Source organism: Bradyrhizobium sp. 25ACV (assembly GCF_054863005.1).
Genome location: NZ_JAVAYO010000002.1, coordinates 131,528 through 150,750 on the forward strand (window position 1 = coordinate 131,528; position 19,223 = coordinate 150,750).

At 64.8% G+C, this 19,223-nt stretch carries 15 protein-coding genes, 1 other RNA gene and 2 pseudogenes; 11 read left to right on the top strand and 7 right to left on the bottom strand.

Annotated features, from left to right (window positions below; translation table 11 throughout):
* Positions 1-4: 4 nt before the first annotated feature.
* Entirely contained in the window at positions 5-1,990 is a 1,986-nt protein-coding gene (gene tkt / locus RAD04_RS04375) for a transketolase (RefSeq protein ID WP_461619273.1), read from the bottom strand.
* 381 nt (positions 1,991-2,371) lie between these two features.
* On the opposite strand from tkt, the gene RAD04_RS04380 reads away from it, so the two are divergent.
* From RAD04_RS04380 to RAD04_RS04400, 5 genes are all read left to right on the top strand, one after another.
* Positions 2,372-2,692: a DUF4164 domain-containing protein gene (locus RAD04_RS04380; RefSeq protein ID WP_461619274.1), complete on the top strand. Its 321-nt coding sequence runs from the start codon at positions 2,372-2,374 to the stop codon at positions 2,690-2,692.
* Positions 2,689-3,072 carry a cell division protein ZapA gene (locus tag RAD04_RS04385; RefSeq protein WP_018318702.1) on the top strand — a complete coding sequence of 128 codons (384 nt, stop codon included), beginning with the start codon at positions 2,689-2,691 and terminating at the stop codon, positions 3,070-3,072. Before RAD04_RS04380 ends, RAD04_RS04385 begins: the two co-directional genes overlap by 4 nt.
* A gap of 99 nt (positions 3,073-3,171) precedes the next feature.
* Positions 3,172-3,332, top strand: a non-coding RNA gene (ssrS, locus tag RAD04_RS04390) — 6S RNA.
* A 209-nt stretch (positions 3,333-3,541) separates the two neighbouring features.
* Positions 3,542-4,138: a 5-formyltetrahydrofolate cyclo-ligase gene (locus RAD04_RS04395; RefSeq protein WP_461622792.1), complete on the top strand. Its 597-nt coding sequence runs from the start codon at positions 3,542-3,544 to the stop codon at positions 4,136-4,138.
* Positions 4,116-4,940 carry a TIGR00282 family metallophosphoesterase gene (locus RAD04_RS04400; RefSeq protein WP_461622793.1) on the top strand — a complete coding sequence of 275 codons (825 nt, stop codon included), beginning with the start codon at positions 4,116-4,118 and terminating at the stop codon, positions 4,938-4,940. Before RAD04_RS04395 ends, RAD04_RS04400 begins: the two co-directional genes overlap by 23 nt.
* A 197-nt stretch (positions 4,941-5,137) precedes the next feature.
* Here the strand turns inward: RAD04_RS04400 and RAD04_RS04405 are convergent, their stop codons facing one another.
* From RAD04_RS04405 to RAD04_RS04425, 5 genes and pseudogenes are all read right to left on the bottom strand, one after another.
* Complete coding sequence (locus tag RAD04_RS04405) at positions 5,138-6,481, bottom strand: c-type cytochrome (protein WP_461622794.1); 1,344 nt, start codon at positions 6,479-6,481, stop codon at positions 5,138-5,140.
* A complete protein-coding gene (locus tag RAD04_RS04410) occupies positions 6,478-8,646 on the bottom strand; it encodes a xanthine dehydrogenase family protein molybdopterin-binding subunit (RefSeq protein WP_461622795.1) in 2,169 nt (722 codons plus the stop codon). The genes RAD04_RS04405 and RAD04_RS04410 overlap by 4 nt, the downstream gene beginning before the upstream one ends.
* 8 nt (positions 8,647-8,654) lie before the next feature.
* A pseudogene (locus tag RAD04_RS04415) lies at positions 8,655-9,100 on the bottom strand ((2Fe-2S)-binding protein).
* 514 nt (positions 9,101-9,614) lie between these two features.
* On the bottom strand, positions 9,615-11,039 hold the full coding sequence (locus tag RAD04_RS04420; protein ID WP_461622796.1) for a methyl-accepting chemotaxis protein: 1,425 nt from the start codon (positions 11,037-11,039) through the stop codon (positions 9,615-9,617).
* A gap of 178 nt (positions 11,040-11,217) precedes the next feature.
* Positions 11,218-12,963, bottom strand: a complete 1,746-nt coding sequence (locus RAD04_RS04425; RefSeq protein ID WP_461622797.1) for a methyl-accepting chemotaxis protein — start codon at positions 12,961-12,963, stop codon at positions 11,218-11,220.
* Positions 12,964-13,172: 209 nt separating this feature from the next.
* On the opposite strand from RAD04_RS04425, the gene RAD04_RS04430 reads away from it, so the two are divergent.
* From RAD04_RS04430 to RAD04_RS04455, 6 genes and pseudogenes are all read left to right on the top strand, one after another.
* Positions 13,173-13,919 carry a YebC/PmpR family DNA-binding transcriptional regulator gene (locus RAD04_RS04430; RefSeq protein WP_461622798.1) on the top strand — a complete coding sequence of 249 codons (747 nt, stop codon included), beginning with the start codon at positions 13,173-13,175 and terminating at the stop codon, positions 13,917-13,919.
* A 210-nt stretch (positions 13,920-14,129) separates the two neighbouring features.
* Positions 14,130-14,657, top strand: coding sequence for a crossover junction endodeoxyribonuclease RuvC (gene ruvC / locus RAD04_RS04435; RefSeq protein ID WP_461622799.1), 528 nt, complete (start codon positions 14,130-14,132; stop codon positions 14,655-14,657).
* Positions 14,654-15,271 (top strand): Holliday junction branch migration protein RuvA, encoded by a 618-nt coding sequence (gene ruvA / locus RAD04_RS04440; RefSeq protein WP_461622800.1) that lies wholly within the window; start codon positions 14,654-14,656, stop codon positions 15,269-15,271. The genes ruvC and ruvA overlap by 4 nt, the downstream gene beginning before the upstream one ends.
* A gap of 20 nt (positions 15,272-15,291) precedes the next feature.
* Positions 15,292-16,326, top strand: a complete 1,035-nt coding sequence (gene ruvB, locus RAD04_RS04445) for a Holliday junction branch migration DNA helicase RuvB (RefSeq protein WP_177237050.1) — start codon at positions 15,292-15,294, stop codon at positions 16,324-16,326.
* Between the two features lie 129 nt (positions 16,327-16,455).
* The gene (locus RAD04_RS04450) at positions 16,456-17,376 is read left to right on the top strand and encodes a metallophosphoesterase (protein WP_461622801.1); all 921 of its coding nucleotides are present in this window, start codon (positions 16,456-16,458) and stop codon (positions 17,374-17,376) included.
* A 40-nt stretch (positions 17,377-17,416) separates the two neighbouring features.
* Positions 17,417-17,524: pseudogene (locus RAD04_RS04455) on the top strand (acyl-CoA thioester hydrolase); the annotation flags it as partial.
* Here the strand turns inward: RAD04_RS04455 and RAD04_RS04460 are convergent.
* The gene (locus RAD04_RS04460) at positions 17,506-19,209 is read right to left on the bottom strand and encodes a recombinase family protein (RefSeq protein WP_461622802.1); all 1,704 of its coding nucleotides are present in this window, start codon (positions 19,207-19,209) and stop codon (positions 17,506-17,508) included. The pseudogene RAD04_RS04455 and the gene RAD04_RS04460 overlap by 19 nt on opposite strands.
* Between the last annotated feature and the right edge of the window lie 14 nt (positions 19,210-19,223).

The window sequence follows — 19,223 nt, forward strand, 5'->3', positions numbered from 1 at the left end:
ACTCTCAGGTAACGCGCTTCAGCACAGCGTTAACTGCAGCCTCGGCGGTAATGCCGAAATGCTTGTAAAGCTCCTTTGCAGGGCCGCTTTCGCCGAACGAATGCATGCCGATAAATTCGCCATCCTGGCCGATCACGGCATCCCAACCCCAGCGCACGGCGGCCTCGATCGCGACCTTGACCGGTGCGTTGCCGATGATCGCGGCGCGCTTGGCCTCTGGTTGCGCTAACAACAGCTCGAGCGAGGGAACGGAGACAACGCGCGACGCGATGCCGCGTTCCGCGAGCTGCTTCTGGGCGGCGACCGCAATCTCGACCTCGGAGCCGGAGGCGAACAGCGTCGCCTTGGCTTCGCCTTGGGCTGCGACCAGCTCGTAGGCGCCCTGTGCGCAAGGGTTGTCGTTCGGTGCGGTGGTGCGCAGCTGCGGCAGGTTCTGGCGCGTCAGCGCCAGCACGGTCGGGCCGTCGATACGGTTGAGCGCGAGCTCCCAGCACTCGGCGACCTCCATGGAATCGCACGGGCGGAACACGCGCATGTTCGGAATGGCGCGAAGCGCGGCGAGATGCTCGACCGGCTGATGGGTCGGGCCGTCTTCGCCGAGGCCGATGGAATCGTGCGTCATCACGTAGACGACGCCGGAGCCCATCAGCGCGGCAAGGCGCATCGCGGGACGTGCATAGTCGGTGAACACCAGGAAGGTCGCGCCGTTCGGCGCGAAGCCGCCATGCAGGAAAATGCCGTTCATCGCCGCGGCCATGCCGTGCTCGCGGATGCCGTAATGGATGAAGCGGCCCTTCGGCGTCTTGGCCGAGAACGCGGTCGCCGATTTCGCCTTGTTGTTGTTGGAGCCGGTGAGGTCGGCCGAGCCTGCGAGGAATTCCATCGGCATCGCGCCGGCGATGACTTCGATCACGGCTTCCGAGGATTTGCGGGTGGCCGCGATCATCGGCTTTTCCAGCAATTCCTTCTTGTACGCGCGCACGGCCTTTGCGAGCGAGGCCGGACGCTCGTGGCGCAGGCGGCGCTCGAATTCCGCGCGCTTGCGGCTGCCGAGCTCACCGAGCCGGCCCTCCCATTCCTGGCGCGCAGCAGCGCCGCGGCTGCCGGCTGCACGCCACGCCTTCAGCGCGTCGTCTGCGACCGCGAACGGCTCGAGCGAGATGCCGAGATTTTCCTTGGCGGCCTTCAGCTCCTCGGCCCCTAGCGCCTCGCCATGCACCTTCGAGGTGCCCTGCTTGTGTGGCGCGCCGAAACCGATGGTGGTGCGGCAGGCGATCAGCGTCGGCTTGCCGGATTTCTTCGCGCGCGTGATGGCGTCGGCAATCGCCGCCTGATCGTGGCCGTCGATCCTCTCGGCGGCCCAGCCCGCCGACTTGAAGCGCTTCACCTGGTCGACGGAATCGGAGATCGAGGTCGGGCCGTCGATCGAGATGCCGTTGTCGTCGTAGAGCACGATCATCTTGTTGAGCTTCCAGTGCCCGGCCATCGCGATCGCTTCCTGCGACACGCCTTCCATCAGGTCGCCGTCGGAGGCGAGCACATAGGTATGGTGATCGACGATCTTCTTGCCGAATTCAGCCGCGAGCATCTTCTCGGCGAGCGCCATGCCGACCGCGGTCGAGATGCCCTGGCCGAGCGGGCCGGTCGTGGTCTCGATGCCGTTGGTACGGAAATTCTCGGGGTGCCCCGGGGTGAGCGAGTCGACCTGGCGGAACTGCTTGATCTGGTCCAGCGTCATCTCGGAATTGCCGGTCAAATACAGCAGCGAGTAGAGCAGCATCGAGCCGTGGCCGGCCGAGAGCACGAAGCGGTCGCGGTCGGGCCAGGCGGGTGCGGCGGCGTCGAATTTCAGGAATTGCGTGAACAGCACCGTGGCGATGTCGGCGGCACCCATCGGCAGGCCGGGATGACCCGATTTCGCCTTCTCGACGGCGTCCATCGAAAGGCCGCGGATCGCGTTGGCCATACGGGTGTGATCGACCTGCGTCATGTCTGAAATCCGTCTGAAATGAGGCGCTTGGAGGCGGTGTACGCCCGCGCGGGAGGAGCCTGGCGGCCACTGAAGGTCGGGGCTGGGATAGCACCTCGGTTCCGGGAGTCCAAGGCAATCAAACGCCGATTCGGCCGTAAAAGTTGCCTGCGGCACGCTTCGAAAGTGGAGGCTCCGTTCGGAGGTGATCGCGCAGGCAGGAACCCATCGGGACGATCCACTCCTGATCTAGCAGTGCATAGTTTCGCGGCGGCGTTGCGCTTGGCTAGCTTGCCACGTAAATTTCTGCTTCTAACCGCTTGCCGAACCGAGTCTTTTGCCGGACGGCACGCCCCAGGAAAAGGCCACTGGGCAAAGGCCACAGGTTCCGCCGCTGACTACATGAACGATCGCGTGTCCAACAGTGCCGCCATGACGGAGTCCTCCGCGGTCGAGATCGAGATCGCGACCCGCAGGCTGATGTCGGCGCTCGACGCGCTCGAAAGCGCGGTTGAGCGGCGGCGCGACGCCGATCGCGACGAGAACGAGCTTGCGGCACGAATCCAGGCACTGGGCGCGGATCGCTCGCGGCTCGCCGACGAGCTCGACGGCGCGCTGGTGAAGGCGCGCAAGCTCGAGCGCACCAATCGCGAGATTTCCGACCGGCTGGATTCCGCGATCGTCACGATACGCTCGGTGCTCGATACCGGAGAGGACGGATGAGCCACATCAACGTCACCATCAATGGCCGGCAATACCGCATGGCCTGCGAGGAGGGCCAGGAGGTGCGGCTACTCAAGCTCGCGGAAAGCCTGGAGACGCGGATCCAGTCGCTACGCGGAAAATTCGGCGAGATCGGCGATGCGCGCCTCACCGTGATGGCGGCGCTGACCGTTTGCGATGAGCTGGTCGATGCCGGCAATCGTGTCCGCACCATGGAGCAGGAGCTGACCGAGCTCAGGGACTTCCGCAACGCCGCCGTCGAGCGCGCCCGGATGACGCAGACCGCGGTGGTGAATGCCCTGAACGCGGCAGCCGAACGCATCGAGAAGTCGACCCAGGTCCTGAACCGGACCGTCGGCAACGGGATTGCGATCGGGTAGGCGTCTACCCCTCCAGGGGAGGGTGGCACCGAGAAAGCCACGAAAGCGAAGCCCCGCGCCGGGCTGGCGATTCGTCAATATCGTTGTTACATTGCCCGAGCGAGGCTGCGACGCGCGTCAGGAGCCATATATCCCCGGGGCCTTATCGATCCTTTAGGGAACTGTCCCTGGCCGGGCCCGTGGGCCCGGACATATGGTGCCCACCTACTTTCGTAGGGAACTCCGGGATCGAGTGCTTCAACGGCGTACGCGGCTTCGCACTTTTGTTTGCAATGCGTTCTTGTCGAATGGCCGTCTACGACAAACCGGCAGTGTCATGCCCCGCCTAGTGCGCAATTGCGCACGGGGAGCGGGTCATCCAGTACGCCGCGGCGTCGATGTCTGATCACTGGCGTCTCTGGGATACTGGATCACCCGCCTTCGCGGGTGATGACAGCGGAGCAAGGCTCCGCATTCGGAGCAAGCGCGTATGCCCAATTCGAAAGCCGAACTCCGTGCCAAGGCCCTGGCGGCACGCGACGCTCTCAGCGAGAAGAAGCGAAGCACCGCCGCCGCAAAGCTCGCCAAGCGCGGACTGCCGTTCCAGCTTCTGCCCGGCAGCATCGTCTCCGGCTATTCGCCGATCCGCAGCGAGATCGATCCGATGCCGCTGCTGAACAAGCTCGCCGAACAGGGCGCAAAGCTGGCGCTGCCTTGCGTCACCGCGCGCGGTCAGTCGCTGATCTTCCGCATCTTCCACCCGAACGATCGCCTGATGCTCGGCCCGCTCGGCATTCCCGAGCCGTCGCCGGCCGCAAGCGAAGTCATCCCGGATATCATGCTGACGCCGCTGGCGGCGTTCGATCGTCTCGGCCATCGCATCGGCTATGGCGCCGGGCATTACGACTTCACCTTCGCGCATTTGCGCAAGGCCAAGAACATCGTCGGTATCGGGCTCGCTTTTGCAGCGCAGGAGATCAAGGCGGTTCCGGCACTATCTCACGACGTCGCGCTGGATTATGTGCTAACGGAATCGGACGTGTTCGATTTCCGGAGTTCTGAAGTTGCGCATTCTCTTCGTGGGTGACGTCGTCGGCCGTGCAGGACGCACGGCAATCGCCGACTATCTGCCCGGCATGGTCAAGGACTGGTCGCTCGATTTCGTCGTCGTCAACGGCGAGAATTCCGCCGGCGGCTTCGGCATCACGGAAGCGATCTACCAGGAGTTTCTCGACGCCGGCGCCGACGCGGTGACGCTCGGCAACCATTCCTGGGACCAGCGTGAAGCCCTTGTGTTCATCGAGCGCGCCGAGCGACTGGTGCGTCCGGCGAACTATCCGCGCGGCACGCCCGGCCGCGGCGCCGCCCTGGTCGAGACCAAGAATGGCAAGCACGCGCTGGTCGTCAACGCTTTGGGCCGGGTCTTCATGACCCCGTTCGACGATCCCTTTGCCGCGCTGGAGCGCGAGTTAGGGGCCTGTCCGCTCGGCGTTGCCGCCGATGCCGTCGTCGTCGACTTCCATTGCGAGGCGAGCAGCGAGAAGCAGGGCATCGGCTTCTTCTGCGACGGCCGCGCCAGCCTCGTCGTCGGCACGCACACCCATGTGCCGACCGCCGACCACCAGATCCTCACGGGCGGCACCGCCTACATGACCGATGCCGGCATGACCGGCGACTACGATTCCATCATCGGCATGCAGAAGGAAGAGCCGCTGCGACGGTTCACGTCGGGGATTCCGTCGGGGAGATTCGAGCCGGCCGCGGGCGCTGCGACGCTCAGCGGCGTCGCCGTGGAGACGGATGATGCAACGGGCCTCGCGCTCAAGATCGCGCCGGTGCGCGTTGGTGGAAGGCTGGAGCCGGCGACGCCGAAGTTCTGGTTGAGTTAGCAGAGCCGCGTCAACCTCGGTGTCGTCCCCGCGAACGCGGGGACCCATAACCCCAGGGAGTAGTATGGGCAAAGCTCCCACTCCGAGTCCTCGTCAAACTACTCCCTGTGGGTATGGATCCCGGATCTGCGCTTCGCTTGTCCGGGACGACAGCGGAGATTGACGCGCGCGATGGCGCATCAATCTCGCCGGTACCATTACTCCGCCGTCTGCTCCCGCATCTCCGCCACATCCTTCGCCGTCAGCTTCGAGCCTTTCGTCCCGAACCGCGCCGTGACGTAGTTTGCCACCGCCGCGATCTCGTCGTCGGTGTAGGCGCTGCCGAACGCCGGCATCGACAGCGCGCCATCGGGCGTATGCCGCTTGGTCCCCGAGATCACGATCTGCGCGACGTTGGTGGCGGCGGGGTCGTTGACGGCCCAGGTGCCGGTCAGCGTCGCCATCGGCGACACCGGGCTCTCGCCGCTCCAGCCGTGACAGCTGGCGCAGGCGCTGGCGAACACCTTCTTGCCGCGTGCGTCCGCCGTGACGCCGTCCTTGTGCGAGGCGGGGGCGACGGGTGCCGTGGTGGCGGGCAGGTCGGGCGAGGGCACCGGCGGCACGCTGCGCAAGTACGCAACGATGCTGCTGATGTCTTCGGGGGCGAACTGGCTAAAGCTGTGGTCGACCGCTTCACCCATCGGCCCCGAGGCCGAGCCGTGGCCCGGCGCATGGCCCAGCGACAGATAGGAGATCAGATCCTGGTCGCGCCAATTGCCGAGACCCGTCGCCTTGTCGGAGGAGATGTTGAAGGCGCGCCAGCCGGCCGTGATCGCGCCGGCGAACTTCTTGCGGTTATCCAGCGCAAAGCCGAGATTGCGCGGGGTGTGGCATTCGCCGCAATGCGCCAGCGCTTCGACAAGATACGCGCCGCGATTCCATTCGGGGCTCTTCGAAGTATCAGGCGCAAAGCGCGTGTCCGGATTGAACACGGCCGACCAGACAATCATCGCCCAGCGCTGGTTGAACGGGAACGACAGCGTATTGTCCGGCGCCTTCGCGCGCACCGGCGGCAGGCTGAACAGATAGGCCTTCACCGCCAGCACGTCCTCGTCGGTCATGTAGGTGTAGGACGTGTACGGCATCGCCGGATAGAGCCGGGCGCCGTCGCGACGCTGGCCGTGCTGGACCGCGTTCAGAAAATCCTGGTCGCTGTAATTGCCGATGCCGGTGTCCTTGTCCGGCGTGATGTTGGTCGAATACAGGGTGCCGAACGGCAGCTTGAAGCCGAGCCCGCCGGAATAGTCCTTCTCGCCGGGCTTGGTGTGGCAGACCATGCAGTCGGCCGCCTTGGCGAGATATTCGCCGCGATCGACCAGGCTCGCATTCTCCAGCCTGGCCGGCACGCCGGTCGGCTTGCCGGCGCGGTAATCCGCCAGCGCCACCTTCGTGCCGCCGGCGAAGTCGAGCGGGCCGGGCCCGCGGATGATCCAGACGCCGAGCCCTGCTGCGACGATCGCGATCGCAGCGACGCTTGTGAGAATACGCATCTTGCCGCTCATGCCTTCTTCCCCGCAGCCAGCAGTTTTCGGTCAATAGGCAGGCGCCGCAGCGCCACGCCGGTTGCGGCAAGAATCGCGTTGCGCAGCGCCGGCGGTCCGGCGTTGACGCCGGCCTCGCCGATGCCGCCGGGCGCTTCGCCGCTCTTGACGACGATCACTTCGATCTTCGGCGTCTCGTTGATGCGCATCATGCGGTAGTCGTGGAAGTTCGATTGCTGCACGCGGCCCTTCTCGATGGTGATCTCGCCATAGAGCGCGGCGGTGAGGCCGAAAATCAGCCCGCCCTCGATCTGCGCCCTCACCGTGTCGGGGTTGACCGCGATGCCGGTGTCGACCACCGAGGTGATGCGGCGGAGCGTGATCTCGCCGATATCGTCGATCTCGGCCTCCACCACGGTCGCGATGAAGCTCGCGAATGACGGCTGCACGCAGACGCCGCGGCCGACGCGCGGAGGCAGCGGTTGACCCCAGCCGGATTTCTCCGCGACCTGGTTGAGCACCGCGAGCATTCGCGGGTTCTTGGTCAGCATGGACTTTCGGAACTCGATCGGGTCCTTGCCGGCCTTGCGCGCGAGCTCGTCCATCGCGCATTCGACCGCGAACACGTTGTTGTTGGGGCCGACGCCGCGCCAGAACCCGGTCGGCACCGACAGCGGCTCGGCGCGGACATATTCGACGTGGAAATTGGCGAAGTCGTAGGGTGCATCGACCGCGGCATCGATCGCGTCGATGTCGATGCCCTTCTGGAACGCCGGCGGCAACCAGCGCGCCAGCACCGCGGAGCCGGCGACCTTGTACTTCCACCCCGCGACCTTGCCGTCGACCAGCGACGCCGTGATCTGGTCGCGATAGACCGGGCGGTAGACATCGTGCTGGATGTCCTCCTCGCGGGTCCACACCACCTTCACGGGGTAGTCGACCTGTTTTGCGATCTTCACCGCCGCGATCACCATGTCGGGCTCGAGCTTGCGGCCGAAACCGCCGCCGAGCAGATGATTGTTGACGATGACCTTGTCGACCGGAAGCCCAGCGGCCTTCGCCGCCTCCGACTGCACGCGCGTCATGATCTGCGTGCCGGTCCAGATCTCGCAGGAGTCGGGCTTCACGTGCACGGTGGCGTTGATGGGCTCCATCGATGCATGCGCCAGGAACGGCAGCTCGTAAGCCGCCTCGAACTTGTCGCCGCTCGCCAGCGCCTTGGCGATGTCGCCGTCGGATTTGGCGACCGCGCCGTCCTTCTGGCTGGCCTTGCGCAAATCGTCCCAGACATCCTTCGTGGTGATCGCAGCGTTGGGTCCCTCGTTCCACTCGATCTTGAGCGCTTCGAGGCCCTTCTTGGCCGCCCACATGTGATCGCCGATCACGGCGACCATGTCGTCGAGCACCACGACCTTGCGCACGCCGGGGAGCTTCACCGCGGCGCTGTCGTCGATCTTGCCGACCTTGCCGCCGAACACGGGGCAGGCGGCGACCGTCGCGAACTTCATGCCGGGGAGGATCGCGTCGATGCCGTAGACGGCCTTGCCGTTGACCTTGTCGGGCGTGTCGAGCCGCTTCAGCGGCTGGCCGATGATGACGAAGTCCTTGGGGTCCTTCAGCGCGACATCCTTCGGCGGGGTCTGTCCCTGGGCAGCGAGCGCCAGCGCGCCGTAAGCGAGCTTGCGGCCGCTCGCTTCGTGCGCGACTTCGCCCTTCGACGCCGTGCAGCTCGCGGGCTCGACGCCCCATTGGGCGGCCGCGGCCTGTACCAGCATCGCGCGCGCGGTGGCGCCGGCCTTGCGCAGCGGCGTCCACCAGGCGCGGATCGAGTTGGAGTTGCCGGTGACCTGCAGGCCGAAGGTCGGATTGCCGTAGAGCTTGTCGTTCGGCGGAGCGTGCTGCACCTCGACCCTGCTCCAGTCGGCATCCAGCTCTTCGGCGAGCACGGCGGAGATCGAGGTGTAGGTGCCCTGGCCCATCTCGACCTGCGGCATCATCAGCACGGTGCGGCCGGTCTCGTCGATGCGGATGAAGGCGTTGGGCGCGAACTTGCCCTCGGTTGCATCGCGCGGCTGCACCGGTTCGTTGACGGCCGCGCGCAGCGGCAGATGGAAGGCGAGCAGGAAACCGGTGGCGAGACCGCCGGTCAGCAGCGCGCGGCGGGAGACGCTGTGATGTGCATTCATGGTGGACCTCAGGACTGACGGCCGTTGGCGGCCTGCTTGACGGCCTCGCGGATGCGGACATAGGTGCCGCAGCGGCAGATGTTGCCGGCCATCGCGGCGTCGATGTCGGAATCGTCAGGCCTGGGTGTAGCGGCCAGCAATGCGGCGGCCGACATGAGCCGCACTGGATCACTTCGAGGTCGAGCCAGGCCTTCTGCACTTTCGCGCCCGCAGGCGTGCTGCCGACATGTTCGATCGTGGTGATGGCGCGGTTCTCAACCGCGCTGACCGGCAGGACGCAAGAGCGAACCGCCTTGCCGTCGACATGCACCGTGCAGGCGCCGCATTGGGCGATGCCGCAGCCGAACTTGGTGCCGGTCATGCCGAGGATGTCGCGCAGCACCCACAGCAGCGGCATCTCCGGTGGCGCGTCGAACGATTTCGTTTCGCCGTTGATGGTGAGTACAGTTGCCATATGCATCCCCTTGCTCGCTCGATCGCTTGCGGCGATCTAGTCAGCGAATTCGCGCGCGACAATAACGATACGAAACGATGAAGCGTCGCAATCTCCGGCAATGCATATTTGCGCTGCCGACGCGTCAGCCCATGACGTTCACGAATTTGTGCGGCGCTCGCGGCCAGCGTTTTGGGCTCATTGATATGATAATCGTCATGTTTTGACGCTTTTTCGGCGCGCGCGTCGTCGATCACCGCAGATTGTCGTGCGGATGCGTAAAATCATGCGATGACGAAATACGTGCGATTGGGAAAGTCGTGGCTGAGAGTACGGCCGAAATCGTTGTGCCCTCTCCCCTTGTCAAGAAGAGAAGGGAAGAGAGGGATGACAATTTCGAAGTAGTGGCATTCGAGTCAAAGCCCGCCGCGGCCTGCCGGCATAAGCCATTGATTTCGCACGCCCCGGCTACTGTGCAGGGGGTTGTTTTCGAGTTTTTTGTTTTGGGAGCCCCGGAACGCCGTCGCGCCGGCCCTCAGCTCTGCCGAAAACCCATCCGGAAGGCGCCCCAGTGCTTGCCGCGGATCACGATCGGCGAGGACAGGTCCTTCATCAGCACGAACTGCCCGCCGCCCATGTCGCGGCGATAGGTCTGGAGCAGGAACGGCTTGCTGTTCGCCGCGACCTTCTGCACCGCGCGATCGTTGAACAGGCGGCGGTTGCGGCAATTGGCGTTGTTCCAGACCGGATCCTTGCCCTGCGGCAGGCGGTAATTGGGGTTGTGGGTCGGCAGATAGCCGCCCTTGGCCCAGGCGACGCAGAACACGATGCGGGGATCGGATTTCTGGATCGGATCCTGGATTGCGGGCAGCACGCGGTCGGTGAAGTCGACGTAGTTGGTGAGGTACTGCTTTGGATCGGTGCCGGGAATTTCGCGATACGTCTCGTCCATGAGCTGGTCGAGCGTGATGTCGCCGCGATCGATCGCGGCCTCGAACTCGGTCGAGATCCGCTTCGCGGTCTCGACGACGATTCGGATCAGCGGAGCGTCCGATGTCTCCACGCCGCTGTCGGCGATCATCGCTATCAGGCCTTCGGAGGTGTCGAGCAGCTTTGTCACGCGCTGATCGGCGTTCTTGAGGTCGCGCGAGGAGAGGTCGACGCCCTTGGCGAGTTCGTTCAGCTCGCTGATGACGGTGTCGCAATGCCCGAGATTGGAGGTCGCCGCGCGCGTGACGCTGCCGATCTCCGCCTCCACGGAGGCGAAGCCCTGCTGAACCCGCGAGATGATGCCGGAGATCTGCTGGGCGCCTTCGCCTGCGGTCTTGGCGCGCTGCGAGGCGTCGCTGCTCTCGCCGATCAGGCCTTCGATCTGGCCGTCGAGATCGCGCACGGTGTCGGAGATCTGGTGCGTAGCCTGGCGGGTGGCTTCCGCGAGGTTCTTCACTTCGCTTGCGACCACTGCGAAGCCGCGGCCGGCGTTGCCGGCGCGGGCGGCTTCGATGGTTGCGTTCAGCGCCAGCAGATTGGTCTGCTTCGCGATCGCCTCGATCGAGCCGGAGACTTTCGCGACCTGCGCCAGCGCCGAGCCGACGGCGGACAGGCGCGCTTCGATGCGCTCCACCGCCGCGACGAGCTCGGAGATGTGGTTGACCGCGGTGTCGACGGCGCTGCGCGACTGTGCGATCTCGCCGACCGCCGCGGACGTGGTGGTTTGCACGGCCTGCGAGGCATTGGCGATATCGTGGTTGGCCGAGACCATCGTCTCGGCGGTCTCCTGGAGATGGTGGAACCGTTCCGACTGGTTTGCGACGCGGTTTGCGACTTCCTGGACGTTGCCGGCGATATCGGCGAGTTCCACGCCGAGGCCGCCGATGCGATCGGCAAGCTGATCGATCAGCCGCTCGGCCAGCGTGCGATTGGAGCCGGTGTCCATGACTGCAAGTTGTACGACGGACATATTCGATGAGTCCTCCAGTCAGAGCCGCAACCCGGCTCACGGCGGCATTCCCATTCCAGTTCAGCTTAAAGGGATGATTCGCAGTCGGCGTCTTGCCTGAGCGTGCACTCAGGCGCAATTCGCGCCTTATTTCTCTATTCCGCTCGAAAAACTGCGGGACATTTTTTCGGGCTAGGCTCTAGAGCTTGTAAGCCGTGCGGAATCCACCCCAGTGCCGGCCCTGCACGCGGATTGGAACGTCGATCTCGCGCATCATCACCGTATTCCCATTGCCCATGTCGCGCGCATAACTCTGCACCAAGTACGAGCGCAGGTTGCGTGCGGCCGCCAACCCCGCCGGATCGTTGAATATCCTGCGGTTGCGACTATTGGCTGTATTCCAGGCGACGTCGCCCGGCCGCTGCGGGTGCGAATAGATCTTGTTGTGCACCGGCAGGAAGCCGTTGCGGTCGACCATGGCGCAGAACGCCAAGCGCTGGTCCTTGGCCAGAAAGACCTCCTGGAACGGCGGCAGCGCGCGGTCGGCCCAGTCGAGATATTTCGTGCGGTATTGCTGCGGATTGGTCCCGGCGATTTCGGCGTAGTCGGTGTCGAACAGGTCGTCGATTCTGACTTCGCCGCGGGCAACGGCCTGCTCGAAGATCGCGGTCAGCGCGTTGCCCGCTTCCATGGCGCGGGTGACGAACTCCGTGTTCTCTTCGTGGATCGACCAGAGCCTGTCCTCGATCCTTTCGCTGAGCTCGGCATTGGGACCGACGAATTGCGCGCGGGCCCCGGCCTTGGATTGCTCGACCACGCGCAGGCGGCAGGCGCCGACGGCTTCGAGGGTGCCTTCGATGATCGCTTGCGGTGCCAGCCGGCCTGCATCCGCGCCGCCGATCAGCACACCGTCCATCGAGATTTCATAGATCGGCATCACGCCGCGCAGGCTCTCGAACTTGAGATGGCAGGGCAGCCGTTCGGTCTTGCGGCGGTCGTCGTGCTCGCTCTGGCGGAGCAGCACGGCGCAGCGCGATTTCAGCTTCTGTGCGAAGGTGGCGACGGCTTTGCCGGCACTGGCGACGTTCTCGCCATGGCTCTCGGCCGCCTTGGTCGCGGCATCGATCTCGGCTGCGCTCTCGCCGACCGAGACGATGAACTCCGAGGCGCTGGCGGCGTTGCCGGAGACTTCGCTGGTGGTGGCGTTCTGTTCGGCCACCGCGCCGTTGACAGTCTCGAAGACCGGGCGGATCGCCTCGATCGCTTGCGAAATGCGGTGCACGGCATCCGCAGAGCCGGCGGCGTCGCGCTGCAGTGCGTCGATCTTCTTCGTGATCTCTTCCGTCGCCCCTTGCGTCTGCACCGCGAGGGCTTTGACCTCGGTTGCGACGACCGCAAAGCCTTTGCCCGCAGCGCCTGCGCGTGCGGCCTCGATCGTCGAGTTGAGCGCGAGCAAAGTTGTCTGCCGCGCGATCTGGGCGATCAGATTGACGACATTGCCGATGGCGGCGGAGGATTCGCGCAGGCGATCGACATTGGCGCGGGCTTCCTGCGCCGCGGCGCTGGCCTCGTCGGCAAGCTTGCCGGCCTCGCGAACCTGCGCCCCGATCCCCAGCGCGGATTGGGTGAACTTGTCGGCGGCGTGGGCGAAGGTGGAGGCGGTCGATTGCGCGGCATTGGTCCGGCCGGTCAGGGCGTCGGTGCGGTCGCGAATGGCGGCAAGCGTCGATGCGGTCGCTTCGGCGCCGCCCGCCACCGAATTGGCGGCGCGCTCGAGCTGGCGGATCATCGCGCCGAGCTCGAGTTCCAGCAATTCCAGGATCTCCCGCGCCGAATCACCTTCGACCGGGGCGGGCTCGGACTGGGCCGCCGGCGGCGCGGCCTCTGCGGCTGCCACCGGCGCGGCCATATCCGGCAGACGCTTCCGAAATAGTCCGAATGCCATCAGGTCTCTCTTGTCGGGGGACGCTCGGAGGTTATTTTCGCAGGCTGGAATGAAGTCAGGGTTAACGATGCCTCACCTCTAGGCAGGGACCTGTACGGTGTTACCTTAAAGCATCCGAGACCCTTTCATTCCGGTGGGTTGGCGGCCTATAAGGCCGCGTTTCCCACCCTCATTGGCGTACGATTCCAAGAGACCCCGAGAGACCACGCATGGCCGGACATTCCCAATTCAAGAACATCATGCACCGCAAGGGGCGGCAGGATGCCCAGAAGTCGAAGCTGTTCGGCAAGCTGGCGCGGGAAATCACCGTCGCGGCCAAGCTGGGCACGCCCGACCCCAACATGAATCCCCGCCTGCGCGCCGCCATCATCGCGGCGCGCCAGGAGAACATGCCGAAGGACAATATCGAGCGCGCCGTCAAGAAAGCGCTCGGCAATGAGGGCGAGAACTATGACGAGATCCGCTACGAGGGCTATGGCCCTGGCGGCGTCGCCGTCATCGTCGAGGCGCTGACCGACAACCGCAACCGCGCCGCCTCCGACATCCGCTCCTTCTTCACCAAGTCGGGCGGCAATCTCGGCGAAACCGGCTCGGTGTCCTTCATGTTCGATCGCACCGGAATCATCGAATACGACCGCAGCGTGGCCTCCGACGACGCCGTGCTCGATGCAGCGATCGAGGCCGGCGCCGACGACGTCGTCTCCGGCGAAACCGGTCACGAGATCTACGCCTCGACCGAAGGCTATCGCGACGTCGCCAAGGCGCTGGAAGCCAAGTTCGGCGAGCCGCGCAAGGCCGCGCTGATCTGGAAGCCGCAGAACACGGTCGCCGTCGACGACGAGACCGGCGAGAAGCTGCTCAAGCTGATGGATCTGCTGAACGAGCACGACGACGTCCAGCACGTCTACGCCAATTTCGAGGTCTCGGACGCGCTGGTCGCGAAGATGGGCGGCTGACGTCGATCGTGTCCCGGACGCGCTGCAGCGTGCAACGCTGCTGCGCAGAGCCGGGACCCTGACACCTCGAGTACCGGTGACAACTGGGCCCCGGTTCAGCGCCGCACCGCTTTGCGCTGCGTCGCGCCCGGGGCACGAGACCGACACTTCCCCTGTTACTTCCGTTCTGTTTCTGTTTCCCCCACGGCGGCCAGCCGCTATCACTGGCCCATGACTACGCTCCCGATTCGTGGCCCCGTTCGCATCATCGGCATCGACCCTGGCCTCCGCCGCACCGGCTGGGGCGTGATCGAGGCTGAGGGCAATCGCCTGATCTACGTCGCCTGCGGTTCGGTGGAACCGCCGGACGATTTGCCGCTGGCGCGCCGGCTGCTCGCGATCCACGAGGGGCTCGCGTCCGTCCTGTCCGACCACAAGCCGATGGAAGCTGCGGTCGAGCAGACCTTTGTCAACAAGGACGGCGTTGCGACGCTGAAGCTCGGCCAAGCCCGCGGCGTCGCCATGCTGGCACCCGCGATGTTCGGTATCTCTGTCGCCGAATACGCGCCGAACCAGGTCAAGAAGACCGTGGTCGGTGCCGGCCATGCCGACAAGCAACAGATCGCGATGATGCTGAAAATATTGCTGCCCAAGGCCGAGCCGCCGTCCGCCGACGCCGCCGACGCGCTCGCCATCGCCATCACCCACGCCCATCACCGCCAGAGCACCGCGCTCAGGCTGAAGGTGGCGGGGCTATGATCGGCAAGCTCAAGGGCCTGATCGATTCCTATGGCGAGGATTATGTGCTCCTCGACGTCGGCGGCGTCGGCTATCAGGTGCATTGCTCGGCGCGTACACTGCAGCATCTGCCCTCGCCGGGAGAGGCTGCCGTGCTGTCGATCGAGACCTATGTCCGCGAGGACCAGATCAAACTGTTCGGCTTCCGCACCGACCAGGAGCGCGAATGGTTTCGCCTGCTCCAGACCGTGCAGGGCGTCGGTGCCAAGGTCGCGCTCGCCGTGCTCGGCACGCTGGCGCCGGCCGATCTCGCCAATGCCATTGCGCTGCGCGACAAGGCCGCGGTGGCGCGCACGCCCGGCGTTGGTCCCAAGGTCGCCGAACGCATCGTCACGGAATTGAAGGACAAGGCGCCGGCTTTCGCCAATGTCGATCCGGCTGTGGTGCATCTTGCCGGCGCCGTCGACGACCAGCGCGCGCCGCGGCCCGTCGCCGACGCGATCTCCGCGCTGGTCAATCTAGGCTACGGCCAGCCGCAGGCGGCCGCCGCCATTGCATCCGCATCGCGCAGCGCGGGTGAGAGCGCCGAGACGGCGCAGCTCATTCGCCTCGGCCTGAAGGAACTGGCGAAGTGAGCGATCCCAAGGCCAACCGCATGGTCTCGCCCGAGCGCCGCAGCGACGATGTCGGCGACACCGCGCTGCGCCCGCAATCGCTGTCCGATTTCGTCGGCCAGCAGCAGGCGCGCAAGAACCTCTCCATTTTCATCGAGGCGGCGCGCAAGCGCGGCGAGGCGCTGGATCACGTGCTGTTCGTAGGTCCCCCCGGCCTCGGCAAGACCACGCTGGCGCAGATCGTGGCCAAGGAGCTGGGCGTCGGCTTTCGCGCGACGTCAGGGCCGGTGATCGCCAAGGCCGGCGATCTCGCAGCTCTCCTCACCAATCTCGAAGAGCGCGACGTGCTCTTCATCGACGAGATCCATCGTCTGAGCCCGGCGGTGGAAGAGGTGCTCTATCCCGCGATGGAGGATTTTCAGCTCGACCTCATCATCGGCGAGGGCCCGGCGGCGCGCTCGGTGAAGATCGAGCTGTCGAAATTCACCCTCGTCGGCGCCACCACGCGTGCCGGGCTGCTCACCAATCCCTTGCGCGATCGTTTCGGCATTCCGGTGCGGCTCAATTTCTACACGATCGAGGAGCTCGAAAGCATCGTCAGTCGGGGCGCGCGCGTGCTCAATGTCGGCATGAGCGCCGACGGCGCCAACGAGATCGCGCGCCGCGCTCGCGGCACGCCGCGTATCGCCGGCCGCCTGCTCCGCCGCGTGCGCGATTTCGCCTCGGCGGCCGATGCCGACAAGATCGACCGCAAGATCGCCGACCACGCCCTGAGCGCGCTCGAGGTCGATGCCGCGGGCCTCGACGCGATGGACCGTCGCTACCTCACGACCATCGCGATGAACTATGGCGGCGGCCCGGTTGGCGTCGAGACCATGGCCGCCGCGTTGTCCGAGCCGCGCGATGCGATCGAGGACATCATCGAGCCCTATCTGATCCAGTGCGGCTATCTCCAGCGCACCCCGCGCGGCCGTCTGCTCACCTCGCACGCCTTCCGTCATCTCGGCATCGCCGAACCCTCGCGCGATGCGGCGGCACAATTCGGCCTGTTCGGCACGGACGAGAGCGACGACTGAGCTGCGCCAATGCAGCGCGCTCCTTCTATCATGAATTTCTGGTAACCTCGTGCAGACGGTCTGCACGAACGCACCCCAATTCCGCTCCAATCGGACCGCATCAACAAGGCGCATCTCGATCGGGCTTCCATGATCACGCGCCGTCATTTCATCCGTTCCATCGGCGGTCTGTCCGCCCTCGGCATCTCGACCGCCGCCTACGGCGTCGGCGTCGAGCCGGTGCTGCGGCTTCGCGTCACCCGCTATCATCCGAAGCCGCGGCAATGGCCGGCGGATTTTCCGCTGAAGATCGCGGCCATCGCCGACATCCACGCCTGCGATCCCTGGATGTCGCTGGAGCGGATCGAGGGCATCGTCGACCGTACCAATGCGCTGAATGCCGATATCGTCGTGCTGCTCGGCGACTATGTCGCCGGCCTTCACCACGTCACGCGCCTCATCCCGTCGCGCGAATGGGCGAGGGTGCTGGCCGGACTCAAGGCACCGCTCGGCGTCCATGCCGTCATGGGCAATCACGATTATTGGGACGACAGGACCGTGCAGCAGGCGGGGCACGGACCGACCATCGCGCATCGGGCGCTGGAGGCGGCCGGCATCCCGGTCTACGAGAATGACGTCGTGCGGCTCACCAAGGACGGCCGTCCGTTCTGGCTTGCCGGGCTCGGCGATCAGCTGGCCTTCCTGCCGGCGCGGCGCTTCCGCAGCATCGGCCGCTTCGGCGCCGACGATCTCGCCGGCACGCTGGCGAAGGTCACCGACGATGCGCCGGTCATCCTGCTCGCGCACGAGCCCAACATCGCGCCGCTCGTACCCGGGCGCGTCGCGCTGCAACTGTCCGGTCATACCCATGGCGGCCAGGTTCGCCTGCTCGGCTGGTCGCCCGCGGTTTCGCCCAAGAACGGCCTGCGCCTCGCCTATGGCCACTTCCGGCTGAACTGCGACCTGATTGTCTCCGGTGGCCTCGGTTGCAGCATCATGCCGGTCCGCGTCGGCGTGCCGCCCGAGATCGTCGAGGTGACGCTGGGACGGGCAGGGCTGGTTGTGTCCTGACACGCTTGCGCGTCCGGCCGTTTTTGCGCAAAACGGACCTATAGCGACAAGCGAAGAGGCTCGCGACGTGACTGCTCATCTCGACGGCGAGATACGCGACGGCCGCCACCACATGCAGGTCCGCGTCTATTACGAGGACACGGATTTCCCAGACTTGCCATTGTCGTAGTAGGCAAACGTGCTGATTTCTCCTGCCTTGCGGTTTTCGGGGAAAAGTTTCTCACCGAGAAGGGCGGCGCTGTTCATGTAGGGTGTATATTCGTAGGGCATCCGTTTGCGAACCGGATGCACTACAATGCAGCCGATCAAGTTGCGGAAGGCGATGCGAGTTTCGATCGCCTTCGGGTCGAACTTGAGCGCAGTGACCAGTCTTCGAGTCTCCGAACGGTATCGGTCACTGAATTTTCGGTGGTCGAATGGGATCACATTTTCGCCGCCACTGCCCATCAGCCGCAAGCGCTCTTCAACGGTTTCCCGTTCCAGGTCGCATTCATCGATCCGCTTGAGTAACTCATCCGGTTTGCGACGGCTGTTCGCGATGGCATATGTCAGCCGTTCGATCTCGGTAGTCAACACACGGCGTCGACGGTCCAGTTTAGCGCGTTCGCTGCCGCCCTTGTTCCGACCGTTTTTGCATTCCTCCTTCCAAGCACGCATCGCCTCTTCAGTGGCCTTCGGCGAAAGCAATTTCGCTTCGATTTTTTCGGAGGCATCCTTGAGCAGAATGTCCATATCAAAGCTACGGGTGTGCTCGCAGGTGCCCCGTTGATGCGCGTTGGCGCATGCGGCGCGCGGCGCGCCATTTCGGGAGGATTGAGCGATTCGCATATGGCCGTTGCAGACACCGCACCGCAGAACGCCGGCAAGCGGGTGTTCATTGTTGCGCGGAATCACGAGGCGGCGGCGCGGCTTGCCAGTCGGCCCGAACATATGTACGGCACGCGCGCTACGAACCTTCTGCGCTCGATCCCAGAGCGCTTGCGGAATGATCCGCAGCTCAGGCTTTTCGACTATGATATGGCGTTCTTCTGGATTGCGGCGCTTCTGCTTCTTCTGCGTCTCCGGGTTGAGAATTGTCGAGCGAACGTTCCAATGTATCTCGCCGATATATAGCTGGTTGCCGATAATGCCGCGACCATGCCGACCGCCTGTGATGCACTGATGATTCCAGGTGGTGCGACCAGCCTTGTTCTTGTGGCGAGTTGCCCCGGGTGAGGGCACACCTTCGCGGGTGAGATCAGCGGCGATAGTTCGGGTCGAGCGGCCTACCGCATATTCGGTGAAAATGCGGAGCACGATCTTTGCTTCGTTCTCATCGATCACGCGTTCGCCGGGCGCGCCCGGCCTCGGCCGATAACCATAGGCGTGTGAGCCAGGAATTCTTCCGTTGGCAACAGCGTTGTCATGGCCACGCTGAACCTTTTCGGCGAGCTGCGGCTTGTAAATCGTGTTGTAGAGACTTGCGATGCTGATGTCGGTGGCGGTCGCATAGACGCCCTTCTGATCCATCAGCTCAACGCGGTTGAACTCGAAAATCTGCTTGAGACGCTGGATGGTTGCGGGATCGCGCGACAAGCGGTCGAAGTGCTCAACGACGACCACGTCAAAGTCATGATTTCGCACGCCGTTGAGCAGGCGTTGATAGCCGTCCCGCGCACCTTCGGTAAGACCAGATTTTGCGGCATCCACAAATTCCCCGATGACATCGAGATTGCTGCGCAACGCAACCTTCCTGCAGAGCAATAGCTGACCGTCAATCGAGGTCGCCTTTTGCATGTCGCTGGAATAGCGGGCGTACAGTACGGCCGTTTTCTTGGATGACGCTGTCGTCATGCCGGTCCTCTATC